Source organism: Flavobacterium palustre (genome assembly GCF_014639535.1).
In the GTDB taxonomy this organism is placed as follows: Bacteria; Bacteroidota; Bacteroidia; order Flavobacteriales; family Flavobacteriaceae; genus Flavobacterium; species Flavobacterium palustre.
In genome coordinates, this window is record NZ_BMGA01000001.1 from 302,780 (window position 1) to 324,731 (window position 21,952).

Annotated in this window: 17 protein-coding genes; 15 read left to right on the forward strand and 2 right to left on the reverse strand. The window is 37.7% G+C overall.

All coding sequences use genetic code 11. The features are described from left to right. Window positions 1–265: 265 nt before the first annotated feature. The 9 genes from IEV84_RS01345 (at window position 266) to IEV84_RS01385 (ending at window position 15,556) form a co-directional block, all read left to right on the forward strand. On the forward strand, window positions 266–1,378 hold the full coding sequence (locus IEV84_RS01345) for a PKD domain-containing protein (protein ID WP_229732565.1): 1,113 nt from the start codon (window positions 266–268) through the stop codon (window positions 1,376–1,378). 39 nt (window positions 1,379–1,417) lie between these two features. Continuing rightward, window positions 1,418–2,785: a glycoside hydrolase family 88/105 protein gene (locus IEV84_RS01350; RefSeq protein ID WP_229732566.1), complete on the forward strand. Its 1,368-nt coding sequence runs from the start codon at window positions 1,418–1,420 to the stop codon at window positions 2,783–2,785. Window positions 2,786–2,808: 23 nt separating this feature from the next. Beyond that, window positions 2,809–4,179 (forward strand): sulfatase-like hydrolase/transferase, encoded by a 1,371-nt coding sequence (locus IEV84_RS01355; protein WP_188491679.1) that lies wholly within the window; start codon window positions 2,809–2,811, stop codon window positions 4,177–4,179. Window positions 4,180–4,335: 156 nt separating this feature from the next. Next, on the forward strand, window positions 4,336–5,796 hold the full coding sequence (locus IEV84_RS01360; protein WP_188491681.1) for a glycoside hydrolase family 28 protein: 1,461 nt from the start codon (window positions 4,336–4,338) through the stop codon (window positions 5,794–5,796). Window positions 5,797–5,941: 145 nt separating this feature from the next. Then, window positions 5,942–9,571, forward strand: coding sequence for a DUF4450 domain-containing protein (locus IEV84_RS01365; RefSeq protein ID WP_188491682.1), 3,630 nt, complete (start codon window positions 5,942–5,944; stop codon window positions 9,569–9,571). Between the two features lies 1 nt (window position 9,572). Next, window positions 9,573–10,652, forward strand: coding sequence for a glycoside hydrolase family protein (locus IEV84_RS01370; protein WP_188491684.1), 1,080 nt, complete (start codon window positions 9,573–9,575; stop codon window positions 10,650–10,652). Between the two features lie 4 nt (window positions 10,653–10,656). Next, window positions 10,657–12,786 carry a hypothetical protein gene (locus tag IEV84_RS01375; protein WP_188491686.1) on the forward strand — a complete coding sequence of 710 codons (2,130 nt, stop codon included), beginning with the start codon at window positions 10,657–10,659 and terminating at the stop codon, window positions 12,784–12,786. Between the two features lie 406 nt (window positions 12,787–13,192). Then, window positions 13,193–15,052: a rhamnogalacturonan lyase gene (locus tag IEV84_RS01380; protein WP_188491688.1), complete on the forward strand. Its 1,860-nt coding sequence runs from the start codon at window positions 13,193–13,195 to the stop codon at window positions 15,050–15,052. A gap of 198 nt (window positions 15,053–15,250) precedes the next feature. Then, window positions 15,251–15,556 (forward strand): hypothetical protein, encoded by a 306-nt coding sequence (locus IEV84_RS01385; protein ID WP_188491690.1) that lies wholly within the window; start codon window positions 15,251–15,253, stop codon window positions 15,554–15,556. 260 nt (window positions 15,557–15,816) lie between these two features. Here the strand turns inward: IEV84_RS01385 and rbp are convergent, their stop codons facing one another. Both rbp and IEV84_RS01395 read right to left on the reverse strand, forming a co-directional pair. Then, window positions 15,817–16,161 (reverse strand): RNA-binding regulator, encoded by a 345-nt coding sequence (rbp, locus tag IEV84_RS01390; protein ID WP_071184049.1) that lies wholly within the window; start codon window positions 16,159–16,161, stop codon window positions 15,817–15,819. A 156-nt stretch (window positions 16,162–16,317) separates the two neighbouring features. Continuing rightward, window positions 16,318–16,797: a DUF6252 domain-containing protein gene (locus tag IEV84_RS01395; RefSeq protein ID WP_188491692.1), complete on the reverse strand. Its 480-nt coding sequence runs from the start codon at window positions 16,795–16,797 to the stop codon at window positions 16,318–16,320. A gap of 197 nt (window positions 16,798–16,994) precedes the next feature. Here IEV84_RS01395 and IEV84_RS01400 point away from each other — a divergent pair, with 197 nt between their 5' ends. From IEV84_RS01400 to IEV84_RS01425, 6 genes are all read left to right on the forward strand, one after another. Continuing rightward, complete coding sequence (locus tag IEV84_RS01400) at window positions 16,995–17,546, forward strand: 30S ribosomal protein S16 (RefSeq protein ID WP_188491694.1); 552 nt, start codon at window positions 16,995–16,997, stop codon at window positions 17,544–17,546. 14 nt (window positions 17,547–17,560) lie between these two features. Then, window positions 17,561–18,085, forward strand: coding sequence for a ribosome maturation factor RimM (gene rimM / locus IEV84_RS01405; protein ID WP_188491696.1), 525 nt, complete (start codon window positions 17,561–17,563; stop codon window positions 18,083–18,085). 98 nt (window positions 18,086–18,183) lie between these two features. After that, window positions 18,184–18,891, forward strand: coding sequence for a tRNA1(Val) (adenine(37)-N6)-methyltransferase (locus tag IEV84_RS01410; RefSeq protein ID WP_188491698.1), 708 nt, complete (start codon window positions 18,184–18,186; stop codon window positions 18,889–18,891). Between the two features lie 124 nt (window positions 18,892–19,015). Beyond that, the gene (locus IEV84_RS01415; RefSeq protein ID WP_188491700.1) at window positions 19,016–20,194 is read left to right on the forward strand and encodes an acyl-CoA dehydrogenase family protein; all 1,179 of its coding nucleotides are present in this window, start codon (window positions 19,016–19,018) and stop codon (window positions 20,192–20,194) included. A gap of 158 nt (window positions 20,195–20,352) precedes the next feature. Further along, on the forward strand, window positions 20,353–21,135 hold the full coding sequence (locus IEV84_RS01420; protein WP_188491702.1) for a DUF3050 domain-containing protein: 783 nt from the start codon (window positions 20,353–20,355) through the stop codon (window positions 21,133–21,135). Window positions 21,136–21,200: 65 nt separating this feature from the next. Beyond that, window positions 21,201–21,947: an SGNH/GDSL hydrolase family protein gene (locus tag IEV84_RS01425; protein WP_188491703.1), complete on the forward strand. Its 747-nt coding sequence runs from the start codon at window positions 21,201–21,203 to the stop codon at window positions 21,945–21,947. Window positions 21,948–21,952 lie beyond the last annotated feature (5 nt).

Here is a 21,952-nt window from a genome sequence, read left to right on the forward strand (position 1 = left end):
AACAGGACAGTACAGGATTCTAATATCAAATTAAAATTTTAATATTGGTCTATTAATAATCCCCAAAATGAATTGGGTTTATTTTTTTAATTTTATAAAAAGCCAAAGTTTGCTTGAATAAAATTATCCATAGAGCAATTCAATCCTTTTGGGGATCAATATAATTAGTTTTTAGTTTAGTTTCAGAGTGAGTTTTTAGTTTTGAGCCCTAACTTTTGTTGGGGCTTTTTTAACTTAGTCATTCAGAACAAATAACCTTTATCCAATGCTTTTTAGAATCAAATCCTTTTTCAATCTTAAGACAAAAGCAAAATACGGCTTGCCTTTAGTATTAATGGCACTCATAACTTCACAAACTAATGCACAAGACAATAGAAGTTTTCAGATTTTTCAATTTCCTGCCAATAAAATCCCTACGATTGACGGAAATAGCGAAGATTGGAAAATAGTTCCTGAAAATTACATCGTGGGAATGGATCAATTATGGGACGACAGCGGAAAACAACCCAAAGCCGATCCAAAAAATCTGGCTGTTAGTGTAAAAATAGGCTGGGTAAAAGGATTGAATCGTTTGTATTTTCTTTATGAAGCCTATGATGATTATTGGGATTTTTCATTGCCGGGATTACACAACGATACTTTTGAATTGATAGTTGATGCCGACCAATCAGGCGGTCCGTTTATTGACCGTTTTCATCCCAATCCAAATCTGACCAACACAATGGATGCTTATTTTTCGTATCACGGAGTTCACGCACAAAACTATCATATCTTCACTCCCGCTGTAGAAAAAGACTGGACTATGGTTTGGGGAAGTCAGCCCTGGATTAAAAATCTGCCTTATGCGAATGCGTCTTACAAATATGATTTCAAACCAGGACAGGGTGGAAAATTGACATTGGAATTCTGGATTACTCCTTTTGATTATGCAGGAAATAATCCTTCAAGGGCTGTAGAATCCATCTTGGAAGAAAACAAAAACATCGGTCTTTGCTGGGCAATTATCGATTATGATGATGTAAACAAAACCGAAAACAACGGCTTTTGGAACCTATCGAAAGAACATAAAATGTATGGAAATGCTTCTTACTCTTTGCCTTTTAAACTGATGCCTTTGGAAAAGCAATACAAAAAAGAAATCGATGCCAAATGGTCTTTTAAAGTTGTAAATATGGCAAAAAGAGAAGTGGCTTTCGTTGATGAATCTGAGGGTGAAATTACCTCCTGGAATTGGGATTTTGGTGATGGAACAACTTCAACTGAACAAAATCCAATTCATCAATATAAAGAAGCCGGAAAATATGTTGTAATTTTAAAGATTCAAGGTCCAAAAGGCATCTCTCAACTTTCCAAAGTTTGGGATGTTGCTGTCAAATAAAAACATACTAACAAACCATTAATATAATACCAAACCAAAATGAAAACCAAACCATTCACAACCGGAATTAAAATCGGAGTTGCGGCAGTCCTAATGGGAATCCCAACAATTGTAAGCGCACAACAACCTGCTAACGATGTTACAGCACCTTTGCATCTTTTGCAACCCGATTACCCAACTCCTTATGGAGCTAAATCAGCTCAGGAAATCAAAGCTACTATTGATAAAGTATATGCTTTTTTAGAAAAAACAACTCCTGCAGGTCTCATCAACAGCAAAACCAAACAGGAAGTTACCGATTTAAAAAAACTGGACGAAAACACCGTATTTGCTCCCGGAACTTTTAGATTAACCAGCTATGAATGGGGGGTTACTTATGCCGGAATGCTTTTAGCAACTGAGGCTACAGGAGATCAAAAATATGCCGACTACACTAACAAACGATTAAAACTAATCGCCGACATTGCTCCTTATTACAAAAAAGAGCTTGCTAAAAACAGTAAATTTCCTTCTCCGGTACACGGTTTCTTAATGCCACACGCTTTGGACGATGGTGGAGCCGTTACCGCTTCGATGATTAAAGCACAAAGAGCAGGATCAAAAACCGACCTGAGACCATTAATTGACCATTTCATGGACTACATCAGTAACAAGGAATTTCGTTTAACGGATGGAACTTTAGCAAGAAACAGACCGCAACCTAATACTTTATGGCTGGATGACTTATTCATGTCAGTTCCTGCTTTGGCACAAATGGGGAAACTAACAGGGGATGTTAAATATTATGACGATGCCGTAAAACAGGTCAAACAATTCTCAGATCGTATGTACAACAGCCAAAAAAACTTATACATGCATGGCTGGGTACAATCAATGGAAGAAAATCCGCAATTTCATTGGGCTCGCGCCAATGGCTGGGCAGTAATGACTATGGTGGAACTATTAGAAGTTTTACCAAAAGACCATCCGGGATACAATATGGTTTCAAACCAATTAAGAGCACATATCAAAGGGCTGGTTGCTTATCAAGACGGAACAGGTTTCTGGCATCAGTTAATTGACCGTAACGACACCTATTTAGAAACATCAGCCACTGCTATTTATGCTTATTCCATCACCCGCGCTATTAACAGAGGTTATATTGACAAAGCGGCTTATGCTCCTGCTGCATTATTGGCATGGAATGCCGTAGCCACAAAAGTCAATGACAAAGGAGAAGTGGAAGGAACCTGTGTGGGAACCGGAATGGGATTTGACCCAGCCTTTTACTACTATCGCCCAATTAATGTTTTTGCAGCTCATGGTTACGGTCCTGTAATTTTAGCAGGAGCTGAAATCATTTTAATGCTGAAAAACAACCAATTTGAAATCAACGACAGTTCTTTACAATTAAAAGCATCTAAATAATTTTTTAAAAACTCACTTCATTCATGAACAGCCATTTCATCAGCAGCATAGCCGTATTATTTTTATGGATTGCAACTTTTGGTCAATCAACTGAAAAAAAAACAAACCCTGCTATTACACCCAATTTTGTGGTTATTGTTGCTGATGATGCAGGCTGGAATGATGTAGGCTATAATGGTTCGGAAATCCATACGCCCAATATCGACTGGCTTGCCAAAAATGGTTCTCAACTCAATCGTTTGTACGCTGCTCCTACCTGTTCACCGTCCAGAGCGAGTTTTTTTACCGGAAGACCTTCAAGCCGTATGGGAATTGTAGCTCCAATAAGTGATAAAAGCAATTTAAGTCTGCCTAACGATGTAACTACTTTGCCACAAGCCTTACATCAGCAAAATTACCAAACAGCTTTATTTGGCAAATGGCATTTAGGTTTAAATCCATCCAGCGGCCCTAAAGCCTACGGTTTTGATTATTCTTATGGTTTTTTACACGGGCAAATTGACCAATACAGTCATGAATACAAAAACGGAGATCCAAGTTGGCATCGAAATGGCGAATTCATAACTGAAAAAGGTCATGTAACTGACCTGATTGAAAACGAAGCTTTAATGTGGCTTAAAACTAAAAGAGATCCTTCCAAAAACTTCTATATCCAACTGAGTTACAGCGCTCCGCATTTTCCTTTGCAGGAAGAAGACAAATGGAAAAAACCCTATTTAAAAACCATTAAAAATAATTCCCGAAGAGACTATGCCGCTGCGATGTCGCATCTGGATTACAGCATCGGGCAAGTACTAAAATTTTTAAAACAACAGCATTTAGACCAAAATACCGTTGTAATTTTCATGAGTGATAATGGCGCTATGGACAAATGGATTCCGGGAAACCAATACAAAGGAAGACATGCAGCCAATGACGTTTTAGGAAGCAATTATCCTTTACGCGACTGGAAAACTAGTAACTACGAAGGCGCGGTAAGAGTTCCCGGCATCATCTATTGGAAAAACAAAATCAATGCTTCTTTAAACAAAAATTACATTTCTGTAAACGATTTTATGCCAACTATTTTAACATTGGCAGGAGCCAAATCCATTCCGGCAACAGTAGAAGGAAAAAACATTTGGAAGTCAATTGTTTCTAATGATTCTATCCCAAATCAATCCATCTACATTCGTGGCCATTTACAGGAAAGCATTACCGAAAAACCATGGAAATTAATCCGCACCAGACATAAAAATACACCAACTGTTTTCGAACTGTTTAATATCGAAAAAGATCCTGAAGAAAAACAAAATGTATTGCAGCAACATGAAAAACTAGCCGAAAATTTAAAAAATAAGCTGGAAGAACAATTCAACAAGGACGCTAAAGAGGTCAATTTAGGAGGAGAATAAACCCGAAAAAACTATAACGTTTTCGGAAAATTAAAAGCTAAATTATCCAAAACTATTTCTTTTTTATCCATTTACAGGATTTTAATCTAAAATCAGGCAAGTACAGGATACCATTTCGATATAAAATAAAGATTTTCGGATATAAAATCAATCGTAATGAAACAATACCAAGTCATTTTAAGCTCCCTGTTTATTTTGCTTTTTTCCTGCAAAGGAACAGCACAAACAACCAATCGTTCCACTAATTTTGAACCGGAATGGATTAATAAAGTGGGTGCTAAAAAAAATACTTTTAAAGCTAAAACCTATTACGCGAACGATTTTGGAGCGATAAATGATGGCAAAACACTTTCGACTAAAAACATTCAAAAAGCCATAGACGAATGCAGTAAAAATGGCGGCGGAACACTGACTTTCAAACCCGGAAATTACCTAACAGGTTCCTTATTTATTAAAGAAGGAGTTCATTTTTCTGTTCCAAAAGACGTCACTATTTTAGGCAGTGAAAACATTGCCGATTATCTGGAAATTGATACCCGTGTTGCCGGAATTGAAATGAAATGGCCTGCTGCTCTAATCAACGTACTAGATCAAAAAAATGTAACTATTGATGGCGAAGGCATTATCGATGGTCAGGGAAAAGTGCACTGGGATTACTATTGGAATTTACGCAAGGAATACGAAGCCAAAGACTTGCGATGGATTGTGGATTATGATGCCAAACGTCCAAGAACCATCTTAATCACAAACTCTAAAAACGTTTTTCTTAAAGATCTAAACATCCAAAGAGCGGGATTCTGGACCGTACAGGTTTTGTACTCGGAATACATTACCGTTGATGGCATCAAAATAAGAAACAACATCGGCGGGCATGGCCCAAGTACCGACGGAGTGGATATCGATTCGTCAAGATGGATATTGGTACAAAACTGCGATATCGATTGTAACGATGATAATTTCTGTCTGAAAGCAGGTCGTGATTGGGACGGATTGCGTGTAAACAAACCAACCGAATATGTGGTGGTACGCAATTGCATTGCCCGTCAGGGAGCTGGTTTATTTACTCTGGGAAGCGAAACTTCGGGAAGTATTCGCCACGTTTATGCTTCCAATATTCAGGGTTTTGGTACTAAAAACGGACTCAACATAAAATCGGCGACAAACCGTGGCGGAACTGTAGAAGATGTTTATATGGAAAACATCAAAATGGAAAGCGTAGGGACTTTTATCACTATTTCGATGAACTGGAATCCGGCTTATAGCTACTCCAAACTTCCGGCTGGCTACACCGAAGAAAGCTTACCTCCACACTGGAAAAAAATGCTAACTAAAGTAGAACCCGCCTCCAAAGGTATTCCTGCTTTCAGAAATATTTATCTGAAAAATATCGACATCAAAGGAGCTAAAAAAGCCATTTCGGTAGCGGGATTAAAAGAGTCTATTGTAGAAAACATCACTCTTAAAAATGTCCATATTACAGCCGAAACTGCAGGAAATATCAATTACAGCAGCAATTGGATTTTAGACAATGTAACGATTAATGCTTTAGATAATTCGACACTAAAAATTGAAAATTCAAAGAATGTAGATTTTTCTAAAGCTGCAAAATTGGATTAACGATATTTACCGCAAATTCGCAAATTTTAAAAATAGTGGTAATTTAGAATAATTTGCGAATTTGCGGTATAAAATTTTAAAAGCTAAAGTGAAAGATGTACTAAAAGCACATCGTTTTAAACTTTATTTGATACCAAAGAATACAATGAAATTTAAAGTTCCCATTTCTCTTATCTGTCTTTCTCTAGCTATACCTAATTTGACTGCTCAAAGTCAAAAACTATGGCATGGAGAAAAGCGAAAAATCCATTATACACCTGAAGGCAAAAGTTTTGTTCTACAAAACGGAACCCGAAAATTCAACCGTGCCTTGTACGGAACCAACACTGCTTTTAGAGTCGAAGCCGGTGATTTGCCTGAATTTGCTATGTACATGCCGGGTATGGGAGGGAATTTCAAATTGGGTTTAGTCAATGGAAAAAACAGCAAATGGATCACCGAAGCCGATAAAATAAACACCAAATACACTCCCGGAACGGTCGAGTATGAAATAAAAGATGCTTTACTTGCCAATGCAACTTTAACCATTCAAATTGTCGCTCTGGCGGATAGTGATGGTTTTATCCTGAAAGTTATTGGAAATAACATCCCTAAAAACACTTCGCTCATCTGGGCTTATGGTGGTGCCAGTGGTAAAAAATTCTCCCGAAATGGTGATATTGGCGGCGATCCTGAATCGGTGTTTTATCTACAACCGGAATATTGCATTAACAATCAATACCAGATTAATAAAAACAATTTTAGTGTTTCTTATGGTTCAGCGAGCAATAAAAAAGCAACCGAAAATACTCAGTTAATCAACGCTGTTTTTCCGGATTCGAAAGTACATTTGGCTAGTGCCAATTTCCTAAAAACACCTTTAGAAAATTATAATTCGAAAGCAGATTCGGTTCCAATGATTGTTGGACAACTGAACCAATTTTCGAAAGAAGGAAATTATTGGTTGTTCGAAAACACTGCTAAAATTGAAAATAGCACTCAAAAAGCAGTAGCTGAAAAATTCAAAAAAGCCATTGCTCAAAGTCAGCTTTTAGCTAACCGAATCAAAATAAACACACCCGATCCTTACATCAATACATTGGGCGGCGCACTTGCTATGGCTGCCGATGCCATCTGGGAAAATCCCGCTTATTTGCATGGAGCTGTGGCCTGGCGCATGTACTTAAACGCTTGGCGTGGTGCCTATGTTGCCGATCCGTTGGGCTGGCATGACAGAGCCAAAACCCATTTTGAAAGCTATGGAAACTCTCAGGTAATCGAACCAGAATCAGGTCCGGTTGTTCCGGATACTACAAGAAATTTTGCTCGCCAACTGGAAAAAATGGGCACTTCAATGTTTAGTAGTGGTTACATCAGCCGCAATCCTAACAACAACAAAATAGCGCATCATTATGATATGAATTTGGTTTTTATAGACCAATTAATTCGTCATTTTAAATGGACGGGAGATATTGATTTTCTGAAAAAAATGTGGCCTGTTATCAAAAGACACCTGGCCTGGGAAAAAAGAAATTACGATGTTGATGGCGACGGATTGTATGATGCTTACGCAGCTATTTGGGCAAGTGATGCGCTGCAATATAGCGGCGGAGGTGTGACTCATACATCGGCATATAATTATTATGCCAATAAAATGGCAGCTGAATTAGCAAAAATTGCAGGCGAAGACAGCGCTCCTTACACCAAAGAAGCCGCTCACATTCATCAGGCAATTCAGGGAAAATTATGGAAGAACAACAAAGGTACTTTTGCGGAATATAAAGATCTTCTGGGTAACCAACTTACCCATGACACTCCTGCAATCTGGACTATTTATCACGCCTTAGACAGTGAAATTGCCAATCCGTTTCAAGCCTACCAAGCCCTGCACTATGTAGATACCGAAATCCCGCATATCCCGGTTGCTGCCGAAGGTCTGGACAAAAACAATTTGGAACTGATATCCACAACCAACTGGCAGCCTTACACCTGGTCGCTGAACAATGTGGCTCTGGCAGAAATTTTGCACACCTCATTGGCTTACTGGCAGGGAGGACAAGCTGAAAAAGCCTACCAACTTTGGGAAAGTGGCTTAATCGAAAGCATGTATCTGGGTGCTTCGCCGGGTGGTTTTGAACAATTGTTGTTTCAGGATGCAATTCGTGGCGAATTGTATCGCGATTTTGCCGACCCGGTAGGGATGGCTGGCAGAACTTTAGTAGAAGGACTTTTCGGAATCCAGCCAGATGCGCTTAAAAATACTTTAACGATTCAGCCCGGATTACCAAAATCATGGAATAATGCTTCGCTTGAAATTCCTGATGTGGCTTTTGCTTTCGAAAGAACAAAAAACACCGACGTTTACCAAATTACGCCTCATTTTGCTACCAAAATGAATTTGCAATTATTAGTGAATGCCACACATGAAAGCATCAGTAAAGTGACCGTAAACGGTAAAGAAGTGCCATGGAAAATGATTGATGGAACTGTTGGAAGTCCAAAAATCAGTATCGAAAATCCGTATGCCAATTCCTATAAAGTGGAAGTCGTTTGGAGCGATGCCCTTTTGGAACAGCCAACAGCGGTTTCCACCATTTGCGAAGGCGAAAACATCAAAATCACAACCAATAAAGCCACAATTTTAGAAATAAAAGGTACCCAAAACGCATTGGTAAACGCTGTAGTAAGCAATAACGAAATCAATGCTGTAGCAAATGGATTAGGCAATAAATCTTTCTTTGTAAAACTGAAACAAAAAGAAATGATTTGGTGGCAGGCAATTGACATTAAAATCACTCCAAAATTTGAAATTGTTTCCAATTCGATAAAAGGAGAAAATACAGTTGTGACAATCAAAAACAATCTGTCTAAATCGGTAAATGGATTACTTATTTCGAATCAAAAAGCAAACAGCACTAAAATCAGCCTGAAAGCCAATTCAGAGAACAATATCGAAATTCCTTTGACACAATTAGTTTCAGGAACAAATACTGTTGAAATAACTGCTGAAGATGGTTCCAAAACAAAATTAAATCTCACCAACTGGGACATTCAATCCAATTCAAAAACAAACTGGGAAACCGTAAAACTGGATGGTATTTTCAATGATAAAGTCACGAATGTTTTCGAAAACAAATACCTGAGTCCAAGAGCACAATCCCCAAGTCTTCAAATTCCGACACAAGGCATTGGAAACTGGTGCTATCCACTTATAAAACCTATAATTGATGACTCTGGATTAAGAGCAAAAGCAGGAACGAACAATCAAATTATCAGTCCACTAGGAGTTCCATTTGCAACTCCATCTAATTCTGAACAAAAAAACATTGCTTTTGTTTCGCAATGGGATAATTTCCCTAAATCAGTTGCCATTCCCCTTTCGGGAAAAGCTTCTCACGCTTATTTGATGATGGCAGGAACCACTAACCCAATGCAAAGCCGTTTTACCAATGGCGAAATAATTGTAACTTACACCGACGGCAGCAGCGAGAAACTGGAACTGAAAAATCCGGAAAATTGGTGGCCTATAGAACAGGATTATTATACCGACGGCTATGCTTTTACCACCAATGCTCAAAAACCGCCAAGAGTCTATCTAAAAACGGGAACGATTAGCAGAGACTTTAATTATTTTAAATCAATAAAAGGTTTCAGTGATTTTGGAGTGGAAGGCGGAGCCGGAACAATTATTGATATTCCATTGGATAAAAATAAAAACCTGAAAAGCTTAGAAATCAAAGCCATTGCCAATGAAGTTGTCATTGGGATTATGAGTTTAACGTTGAACCGCGAATAAAATGAATAGAAAAGAATTTATCAGCACCACATTTCTGGCTTCATTAGCAGCCATGCTTCCTGTGCATGCTCATGATTTTTTGGCTATCGATGAGCAACCCAAACTTTCCGACTTCGAAAAAAGCCTGACTCCTGTTGGTCGCGCTTTGGAATTTGAAGATTATTATGTGTGGTGCAACAGCCCGACAGAAGGACCGGATGGAAAAATCCATGTGTTTTTTTCCCGTTGGCCAAAAGCCAAAGGAATGGGCGGCTGGATCAATAGTTCCGAAATTGCTCATGCCGTTGCCGATAAACCCGAAGGACCCTATGAGTATGTGAGTACGGTACTTTCACCTCGTGGTCCCGGTTTTTGGGATGCCACCACCTGTCACAACCCGAGCATTCATTATGTTGATGGGAAATATGCCTTATTCTTTTTAGGTAATTCGAATGGAAAAATGGATAGCAAACGCATTGGATTAGCAACTGCAGATTCTCTTTATGGTCCCTGGAAAAGACCCGACGAACCTTTATTGCTTCCGGGAAAAGAAGGCGATTGGGACGATTTATTGACCACTAATCCTTCTTTTATAAAACATAATGGCGAATATTGGCTTTACTACAAATCATTGGATACAGAAGGTTATGTTCATCCAAAATTTGAGATTAAAGGAAATCGAAAATATGGCTTGGCTATAGCCAAATCGTTAGAAGGACCTTATATCAAATACAAAGGCAATCCGGTTGTTGATTTTCACAATATGGGAAACAACCAGCAATGTGAAGACGCCTACGTTTGGTACGAAGACAGAAAATTCAAAATGCTAGCCCGTGACATGGGCGTTTTCGGAATTAACAAAGGATTGTATATGGAATCCAAAGACGGCAAAAATTGGTCAAAACCACAAATTGGCTATCAGGAACTCAGCAAATATATTACACAACCATCTGCCCCAAAACATTTAAACCGTTACGGCAGAGTGGAACGTCCGCAATTATTATTTCAAAAAGGGGAACCGACCTATCTTTTTACTGCCTCGCAGGGTGGAAAGTACGAAACGGCTTCAGCCTTTATTTTTAAAATCAATCAAAAATTATAATTTTATGAAGAAAGTATTCATCGCAGTCTCATTGTGTTTGCTTTTAACCACAGCAAAAGCACAGGAAAAAATAGACCGAAAAGCATTGGTAACAAGGCACAATGTCAATATCACAAAAATTGACACTTTGGGCTCTTTATCTGTTGGAAACGGAACTTTCGCCTTCACGGTTGACGCTACAGGTTTACAAACTTTTCCTGATTATTATCAGGCAGGAGTACCACTGGGAACCCAGTCGGAATGGGGATGGGACGCTGTTCCGAATACTGAAAATTATAAATTTGAAGAAAGCTTAAAAAATTTCCAGCAAAACGGAAGACAGGTTTCTTATTCTGTTCAACAAAAATCCACAGAACAGGTTAAAAATGCTGTAGAATATTTTCGTGCCAATGCACATCGATTGCAACTGGGAAATTTAGGATTTGAATTCTATAAAAAAGATGGAACCTTAGGGCAACCATCGGATATTAAGAACATCAAACAAACACTCAATGTCTGGACCGGAGAAATTGAAAGTTCCTTTACTTTTGAAGGAAGTCCGGTAAAAGTCTGGACAGCTTCGCATCAGGAAAAAGATGCTATTGGAGTAAAAGTAGCTTCCGATTTAATAAAAAAAGGACAATTGAAAATCCGTCTGCGCATTCCGTTCCCAACAATGAAATGGGGAGACAACGGAAACCTGTGGAAAGCCGATTTAGCTTATACCAGTACACTTTCAAACAACGGGAAAAACGAAGCCATTATCAAGCATAAAATGGATTCGATTACCTATAACATTGGTCTAAAATGGAAAGGAAACGCTGCTATTGCTCAAAAAGAAGCGCATTATTATATTGTTACTCCAAAAGACAAGCAATTTGAATTCAGTTGCGAGTTTGCTCCGGCATACAAAGGAAAAATGCAAACTCCTGATGTGGCGGCAATCCAATCCAGCAGTATTAATGGCTGGGAAAAATTCTGGAAAAGCGGAGCTGCCGTTGATTTTTCAAAATGTACCGACAGCCGTGCTTTCGAATTGGAACGCAGAGTTATTTTATCACAATATCTAACTAAATTGCAATGTGCCGGAAACGAACCGCCACAGGAAACCGGATTAACCTATAACAGCTGGTACGGAAAACCACACTTAGAAATGCACTGGTGGCATGGGGTTCATTATCCGCTTTGGGGAAGAGCTGCACTTTTAGAAAAAAGTCTGCCTTGGTACAACAAAGTTTATGATAATGCTAAAAAAATTGCCGTAAGACAGGGATATGATGGAGTAAGATGGCAAAAAATGACCGACCCGGATGGTAATGAAGCGCCTTCTTCAATTGGAGCATTATTAATTTGGCAACAGCCGCATTTCATTACTTATGCTGAATTAATGTATCGCAATCATAAAGACAAAGCGACTTTGGATTTATACAAAAAACGCGTTTTTGCTACTGCCGATTTTATGGCTTCTTTTGCTTATTACGACAATGAGAAAAAAAGATACATTCTAGGGCCTGGAGTAATTCCGGCGCAGGAACGTTTCAAAGCCGACGAAACTTTCAATCCTACTTACGAATTGGCTTATTGGAATTGGGCATTAAACACTGCTTTAGAATGGAAAAAACGCGTTGGCGAACCGGAAGTTGCCAAATGGAAAGACGTGGTAACTCAATTATCAAAATTGCCTGTTCAGGAAAATGTATATTTAGCTACCGAAAGCGCTACCGATTCTTACACCAATCCGGAATACAAAACCGATCATCCTTCGGTTTTTGGAACTTATGGTATGTTGCCTGAAACGACTTTACTGGACAAAACTATCATGAAAAACACCTTCGATTTGATTTGGAAAACCTGGTCATGGAAAGAAACCTGGGGTTGGGATTTCCCAATGACAGCGATGACAGCAGCCCGTTTAGAAATGCCTGATAAAGCGGTTGACGCCTTGTTCATGAATGTACAAACCAATACCTATTTAGTAAACGGACATAACTATCAGGAAGGTCGTTTGCCTATTTATTTACCCGGAAATGGAGGAGTGCTTACTGCCGTGGCCATGATGTGTGCAGGATGGGATGGCACTACCGAAAAGAATCCGGGTTTCCCAAAAGATGGGAAATGGAATGTAAGATGGGAAGGTCTTGAAAAAATGTTTTAATAAGCTAAATCCTGAGAGTTTTTAATTCTCAGGATTTTTTTTTATAAAAAGTAAATGTCAATTGTAACCAAATCTTTTTTGCTTATGAGATTCTACCGTCCTTAGCTGCCGCAGTCGAGTGTCAAATGTTTGAAGAATGCGTAAAAAGAAAAGCTGTCTGAGCGAAGCGAGTTCTTTTCTTTTAGCGTTCGAAAACTAATTTGACCGACGAGGAAGCGTAAGACTTGATTTTTTTGTTTCTTTTTTGATCAAGCAAAAAAGAAAATTATTAAAACTATTAATTTGAGCAGTCTTATACTTTTTTAACAAAAAAGCCCCTAACACGTTAAACATCTTCACTTTTTTACAGTCTAATGGTATAAAAATTGATAACTAAAAGCATCTTTATAACCAAACCAACCAACACATGAAAAATACCTGGAATAAAAAACTTTTAATACTACTGACTTTTCAACTATCCTGTTCTTTATTATTCAGCCAAAGGCAAATGGAATCGCTCGACAGAGGATTGATTGCAGTAAAAGAAAAAAGTCATTTTTATATTAGCTGGCGCGTTTTAGGCACCGATGCTGATAATTTAGCTTTCAATGTATATCGAAAAAGCGGAAACAATAAAGCTATTCTTGTCAACGACAAACCCATTAGCGGAGCAACCAATCTAATTGATGAAAAAGCCAATCCAGGCGAAGAAAACAGCTGGTTTGTAAAAACGGTTTTAAGCGGAGTCGAAAAAGAGGCAAAAGGGAGTTTTACTATTGCAGCCAATAGTCCCGATAAAAATTATTTATCCATACCAATAAAAGCCAAACAAGGCTACACGCCAAACGATGCTTCAACAGCAGATTTAGATGGCGATGGACGTTATGAATTGATTGTTCACATGACCGGAATTGGAAAAGACAATTCTTTTACAGGATTAACTGACCCTCCTGTTTTTCAAGCTTATACTTTAGATGGTACTTTTTTATGGGAAATCAATTTGGGTAAAAACATCCGTGAAGGAGCGCATTACACCCAGTTTATGGTGTATGATTTAGACGGAGATGGAATAGCCGAATTGGTTTGTAAAACCGCCGATGGAACTACCGATAGTGCCAATAATGTTGTGGGAGACGCATCAAAAGACTGGCGAGATTTGAATAAAAATTCACCCACTTTTGGTAAAATTTTACAAGGTCCTGAATACCTGACTGTTTTTGATGGTAAAACGGGAAAAATAGTCAACACGGTTCCTTATATTCCTGAAAGAGGCGACATTGGAAAATGGGGAGGAAAAGGCGGAAATGGAAAAAATGACAGAACTGGAAACAGAGTCGATCGTTTTACTGCTTGCATTGCCTACCTTGACGGAGTGCATCCAAGTGTGGTGATGTGTAGAGGTTATTATGGCCGCATTGTTATGGCTGCCTGGGATTTTAAAAATAAACAGCTAAGCTCAAAATGGGTTTTTGATACCAAAGATGGGAACAATCCTTTTTCAGGAATGGGAAATCACGGACTCTCAGTTGCCGATGTCGATAATGACGGAAAAGACGAAATTGTTTTTGGTTCCATGGTTGTGGACAACGATGGAAAGGGATTATACACCACAGGTTTCAGACATGGAGACGCACTTCATGTAAGCGATTTAGATCCTGAAATCCCTGGTCAGGAAGTTTTTGGTGTACATGAAATCGAAGAAGGCACCAAAGGTCCTGGAGTAGCACTGTTTTCGGCGACCAATGGAAAAGTATTATATACCGCCATGGACGATCAGGACATAGGAAGAGGTGTTGCTGATAATATCGACCCAACAAGAGTGGGCGCTCAAATGTGGTGGTCAGGCTCACGTGGTTTATATGATATCAAAGGAAATAAAATTGGTGAAGCTCCAAAATCAATTAATTTCTTAATTTACTGGGATGGTGATGCTTCAAGAGAAATCCTGAATTCCAATTATATTGACAAATACGGAAAAGGCCGACTGTTTACAGCAGATGGCGCGCGATCTAACAATGGAACCAAATCCACTCCTGCCCTTTCTGCCGACATTTTAGGCGACTGGAGAGAAGAACTCATTTTAAGAAGTGAAGACAATAGCGAACTGCGTATTTATTCTACTACGATTCCAACCACAATAAGACAATACACCCTAATGCACGATTCGCAATACCGACTGGCAATTGCCTGGCAAAACGTAGGCTACAACCAGCCGCCACATACCAGTTTTTATATGGGAACAGGAATGAAACCAGCCCCAAAACCGAATATTAAATTGGTTCCTTAAAACGTTTTTTAGAAAATATTTTTAAAAGCACAGTGTAAGCTGTGCTTTTTTATTTTGTAAGAAAAATATTTTTTATTTAATTTAGCGAAATAACTATTTATAGCGACAATCTACCTAAATTTAGGTGTATAATCGCTACTTTGTGGAAGTTATATACAAGTTAGAGCCAATTGTAAATACAGAATAATTAAAAAAAACATGAAAACTTGTCCGAACTGCAAATCAGAAATTGAAGATAATTGGGATTTATGCTGGAATTGTAATTATAGCATGACTGAAAACAAGATTATTGAATTCAAAGCAACTACAAAAGACAACAGAGAAATAGAATGTTTAAGATGCAAAATTCCTTTAATATTTTCAGGGGAATACAAATTTCACGAAGGTGCAAAGGTTGGTTTTTTTGGAAATTTATTGGAGGCTTTTGTTAACAGAGAAAAATTCGATTTATACGTTTGTCCGAAATGTGAAAAAGTAGAATTTTACATGCCGCATAAAGTATAAGAATATACATAAAAGTCAAAAGAACGACAACTTTCTGTAACAAGCATTTAGACATTGCAAATCCTTTCGCGTTCGAAATAGTAGATTTTCACACAGATTTTGCAGATTCCCTCAGATTACTGAATACTTTTTCGGCTCAAATCTGCAAAATCTGCGTGCCTTTTTATCTTTTGTAAAGAATAAATAATCACAACATTATTATAAAAAAAAACTGCCCGAAAATTACTTTTCGGGCAGTTTTTATATAAAGAAAAAAAATATTAATATCCTCCTCTGTTTCCACGGTCACCACCACGGTTGTTACTGTAACCTCCGCGAGAATCTCCTCCACGGTTGTTGTTGTAACTTCTTCTTTCACCTTCAGGTTTTGGCTCTGATTTGTTAACTACAATTGTACGTCCCTGAACAGTCGCACCGTTCAATTCGTCAATTGCTTTTTGAGCTTCAGCATCAACAGGCATCTCAACAAAACCGAATCCTTTACTTCTTCCTGTAAATTTATCAGTAATAATTTTAACAGAGTCAACTGCTCCATAAGCCTCAAAAGACTCTCTTAAATCTGCTTCCTCAATACTGAATGGAAGGCTTCCAACAAAAATATTCATATATACTTATTTAAATAACAGTCACAAATGTAATCTTATTTTTCTATAACCAACTATAAATAAGCTTATTTATATTGTATTTGGAAATATTAAACTAAAGCAGACTACAATTAATATAGAAAACTTTAAAAAATAACGAAGCGAGTTAACTCCGCATTATTGCACAATAACCGGAATCTTGTAAAAAACTCCGTGTTGAAAATTCAAAGTAGGACCAGCCAGAGGATTATCAAAAGTATTGACAATATTAAATTTGAATGTGCCCGAAACAGTCTTTCCTGCCACATCGTATTCCGTAATAACAATTTGACCATCACCAACATTGAAACCGGAAGAAAAATCCAACGTTTCTTTAGTTAAAGGATCTGTAAAAACATAAGAAGCAGTAGTAGTTGGTGTAGTACCAATATAATAGGTACCTACCAAAGCCGAATTTGTTTTTAAAGTTACAACTTCAGTTGCAGTATATGCCTCTATAACCAATGAACCACCTGAGTTCACCGTAGCAATAGCCTGAACAGCTCTCCAAGATTCATTATCCTTAGTTCCCTGAAAAGAAGGATTATTAAATCTGACGTCTTCCTCACACGAAAACAAAGAAAACAACACCATCAAAAACAGCAAATGTTTTTTCATAAATAAAAATTTTACAAACAAAAATAAACTTTTAATACTAAAATCATCTATTTAATCGCCAAAAAAAGACTCCAAAAAACCTACTAAACAATTACATATCAAAATAGTAAATTTACACTTGTGGTATAAAAAAATAATGTATCTTTGCATCCTTAATTAATCGAGGTCGAGTACCTCAAAATTTAATCATAAAGATTATGTCAGTAAAAATTAGATTACAAAGACACGGTAAAAAAGGAAAACCTTTTTACTGGGTAGTAGCTGCAGATGCACGCTCAAAAAGAGATGGTAGATACTTAGAAAAAATCGGTACTTACAATCCTAATACTAACCCGGCAACTATCGACTTAAACCTTGATAGCGCAGTTAAATGGTTACACAATGGTGCTCAACCAACTGATACTGCTAAAGCAATTCTTTCTTACAAAGGAGCTTTATTGAAACACCACCTTGACGGAGGAGTTCGTAAAGGAGCCTTAACTCAAGAACAAGCTGATGCAAAATTAGCTGCTTGGTTAGAAGCTAAAGCTGGTAAAGTTGATGCTAAAAAAGATGGTTTATCTAAAGCACAAGCTGATGCTAAAGCTAAAGCTTTGAAAGCTGAACAAGAAGTAAACGCCAAACGTATCGCTGCTGCTGCTCAGGCTGAAGCTGATGCAATTGCTGCTGCTCAAGCTGAAGAAGCTACAACTGAAACTGAAGAAGAAGCTCCAGTTGCAGAAGAAAACAACGAAGAAACTCAAGCATAATTTTAACAGCGAAGATGCGTAAAGAAGATTGTTTCTATTTAGGCAAAATCGCCAAAAAATTTAGTTTTAAAGGAGAAGTTCTTATCTATTTAGATACGGATGAACCTGAGTTATACGAAAATCTGGAATCAGTGTTTGTTGAACAAAACAAACACTTGATTCCTTTTTTTATTGAAAACAGCTCATTACACAAAAACGATTTCCTAAGAGTCCTTTTTGAAGACATCAATACCGAAGCTGATGCTGACAACCTTATTGGCAGCGACATTTATCTTCCTTTAAAAATGCTACCTAAACTTAGCGGAAACAAATTCTATTTCCACGAAGTCATTGGTTTTGAAATCGAAGACAAAAGACTAGGATACGTTGGAGAAATACAATCCGTTAACGACACCACTGCACAGGCTCTTTTTGAAGTAACAAAAGACGGAGCCGAAATCCTAATCCCAATAATTGACCATTTTTTAGTCAAAGTTGACAGGGAAAACAAAAAAATCATCATGGATTTACCTGAGGGATTAGTGGAGATGTATCTTTAATCCAGTGGTTAGTATTCAGTTATTAGTGTTCAGTCGCTAAAAAACCTAAAATCAATTCCGATAGCTATCGGAACGTTAATCTACAATCTGAAATCAAGTTGTTCCAGTTCAAACAATTCTCAATTCATCAAGACCGATGCGCTATGAAAGTAGGCACTGACGGTGTTTTGCTAGGATCCTGGACTCCCATAAACCACAACCCGTTTAGTATTTTGGACATTGGCGCGGGAACCGGAATTATTGCTTTGATGTTAGCACAAAGAAGTCATGCCGAACAAATTGACGCTCTTGAAATTGATGAAGACGCTTACGAACAAGCCGTAGAAAATTTCGAAAACTCACCCTGGGGAGATCGACTATTTTGTTTTCACGCCGGTTTAGACGAATTTGTTGAAGAACCTGAAGATGAGTATGATTTAATTGTTTCCAATCCGCCTTTTTATGCTGAAGATTACAAATCAAACAGTGAACAACGCGACTTAGCTCGTTTTCAGGATGCGATGCCTTTCGAAGAATTAATCGAAGCAGCTGCCTTACTACTATCTGAAAACGGAATTTTCTCTGTTATCATTCCCCATAAAGAAGAAGAAAATTTTCTGGCTCTTGCCAATGAATTTGAATTGTATCCCATCAAAATTACCCGTGTAAAAGGAACTCCAACTTCCGAAATCAAACGCAGTCTTCTGGCTTTTACTCGCAATGAAGTTTCAACTATTGAAATTGACGAATTAGTTATAGAAACCGCCAGACATCAATATACCGCCGAATACATTGAATTGACAAAGGATTTTTATTTGAAGATGTAATTTAACAACAATTCAATCCATCAAAATTTAACTTCATTTTTGATAAATTGTTAAATTGCTTTGTGTAAATTTATGATGTAACTTAACACCATTAGGCATAAATTCAACCCACAAAGCAGCCATCATGAAACCAGACTTATTTCAAGCGCCGGATTATTATAACCTTGACGAATTATTAACGGACGAACATAAATTGATTCGTGATGCCGCACGCGAATGGGTTAAACGAGAAGTTTCTCCCATTATTGAAGAGTATGCCCAAAAAGCTGAGTTTCCTCAACACATCATTAAAGGACTGGCAGAAATAGGCGGTTTTGGTCCGTACATACCTGCTGAATATGGCGGTGCCGGCTTAGACCAAATCTCTTATGGCTTAATCATGCAGGAAATAGAACGTGGCGATTCCGGTATTCGATCTACTTCTTCCGTACAATCTTCACTGGTCATGTATCCTATTTGGAAATACGGCAGTGAAGAACAAAAACTAAAATACCTTCCCAAATTAGCCACTGGTGAATTAATGGGCTGTTTTGGATTGACTGAACCCAATCACGGTTCTGATCCGGGAAGCATGACTACAAATTTCAAAGACATTGGCGATTACTATTTATTAAACGGTGCCAAAATGTGGATTTCTAACGCTCCATTTGCTGACATTGCTATTGTATGGGCAAAAAATGAAGAAGGCAGAATCCACGGACTGATTGTTGAACGCGGAATGGAAGGTTTTTCTACTCCGGAAACCCACAACAAATGGTCACTTCGCGCATCGGCAACAGGAGAATTAATTTTTGATAATGTAAAAATTCCAAAAGAAAATCTGCTACCTAATAAATCCGGTTTAAGTGCTCCGCTTGGTTGTTTAGATTCGGCGCGTTACGGCATTGCCTGGGGAGCTATTGGCGCAGCTATGGATTGTTATGATACCGCTTTGCGCTATGCGAAAGAACGAATCCAATTTGACAAACCCATCGCAGGAATGCAATTGCAACAAAAAAAATTAGCAGAAATGATTACTGAAATTACCAAAGCACAATTATTAACCTGGCGCTTGGGCGTTTTAAGAAATGAGAACAAAGCAACATCAGCTCAAATTTCGATGGCGAAAAGAAATAATGTAAATATGGCTATTAACATTGCCCGTGAGGCACGTCAGATTTTAGGAGCTATGGGAATTACCGGAGACTATTCCGTTATGAGACACATGATGAACCTGGAATCGGTGATTACTTATGAAGGAACACACGATATTCACCTATTAATTACCGGAATGGATATTACCGGAATTTCAGCTTTTAAATAACATTATCTCAAAAACCTTTGTTCCAATAAATTCGTAAATAGTATAAAAGGAATTTAGCAATCGTATAAAATAAACACTTATTAAAGTATTGATAAAATTGATGGTTAAATCTTTTGAAAAATAACAGCTTTTTTATCTTTACATCAAATTATTTCACAATGAACATTCAGCATATCCATAAAAGCATCGAAACTCAAAAAAACACATTATTACAGCATTCGCTTTACAATAAGGTAAAAACAATAGAAGATTTGCGCACCTTCTTAGAATGCCACGTTTATGCTGTTTGGGATTTCATGTCATTATTAAAAGCCTTACAAGCCCGATTAACCTGTACCACTACGCCTTGGTTTGCCACTACAAACCCGGAAACAAGATATTTAATTAACGAAATTGTTTTAGCCGAAGAAACGGATTTAACTCTTGACGGCAGACATCTGAGCCACTACGAAATGTACATTGAGGCCATGGAAGCCTGTGGTGCTGACACTTCCAAAATAGAACATTTCTTAGCAGAGATTCAATCTTTGCAAAACATATTTGTTGCTATTAAAAAAAGTGATTTACACCCAAGCATCAAAGCTTTTCTGGATTTTACCTTCAGAGTAATCGAAGAAGGAAAGCCTCATGAAATTGCCGCTGCTTTTACCTTTGGAAGAGAAGATTTAATACCGGGTATGTTTTTTGCCATTTTAAAAAACTTCCAGGAGCAATTTCCGGAAACCGATTTGAGTAAACTGATTTATTATTTCGAAAGACATATCGAATTAGATGCCGACGAACACGGTCCTATGGCAATGACAATGATTGAAGAACTTTGCGAAAAAGACATCCAAAAATGGGAAGAAGTTAAAGAAGTATCAATTCTGGCACTCGAAAAAAGAATTGAACTTTGGAATGCCATCGAAGAAATAATCATAATGAAAGTTGAAATGGCTTAAATTTCAATCCAACATTAGAGAAAAAACGTAACTATTATTAAGACGGAAAACTTAATCCCATAATAATGACAACGACTTTAAAAATAATAGTTACGTTTTTCACCTATGTTATAACCACAAGCTGTAGCAGCGAAAGCCCAATGACAGAATCAGGAACCACTCCCACGCCAACAAATCATGCACTTCAAATCCCAAGCCGTTCTGAAACCATCAACTATTTAGCTCTTGGCGACAGTTACACCATTGGCGAAAGCGTATGTGAAACTTGCCGATTTCCGGAACAACTCAAAACTGCTTTAAAAAATTTAAACTTTCAAAATAATTTTTCATTAGATATTATTGCCCGAACAGGCTGGACAACAACTAATTTAATTTCGGCAATTGAAAGCAATAAACCAACTGAAAAATATGATTTAGTTACACTTTTAATAGGCGTTAACAACCAATATCAAAACATCAGCTTTAGTATTTATGAAAAAGAATTTCCGGAATTAGTTACCAAAGCGATTAGCCTGGTAAAAGGAGATAAAAACAAACTCATTGTTGTTTCGATACCGGATTACGCTTATACTCCTTTCGGACAAAACTATGGCAATCCGAGCACAATTTCAAGCGAAATTGACCGTTATAATGCGTTTGCAAAATCATACTGTGAAGCATATGCCATTAGCTACATCAACATTACTGATATTACACGTCAGGGATTAAACAATACCGGTTTAGTTGCTAATGACGGACTACATCCTTCAAAAGAAGCTTATTCCTTATTTGTACAGCGACTGCTACCAAAAGCAGTTGCACTATTACAATAACTAAA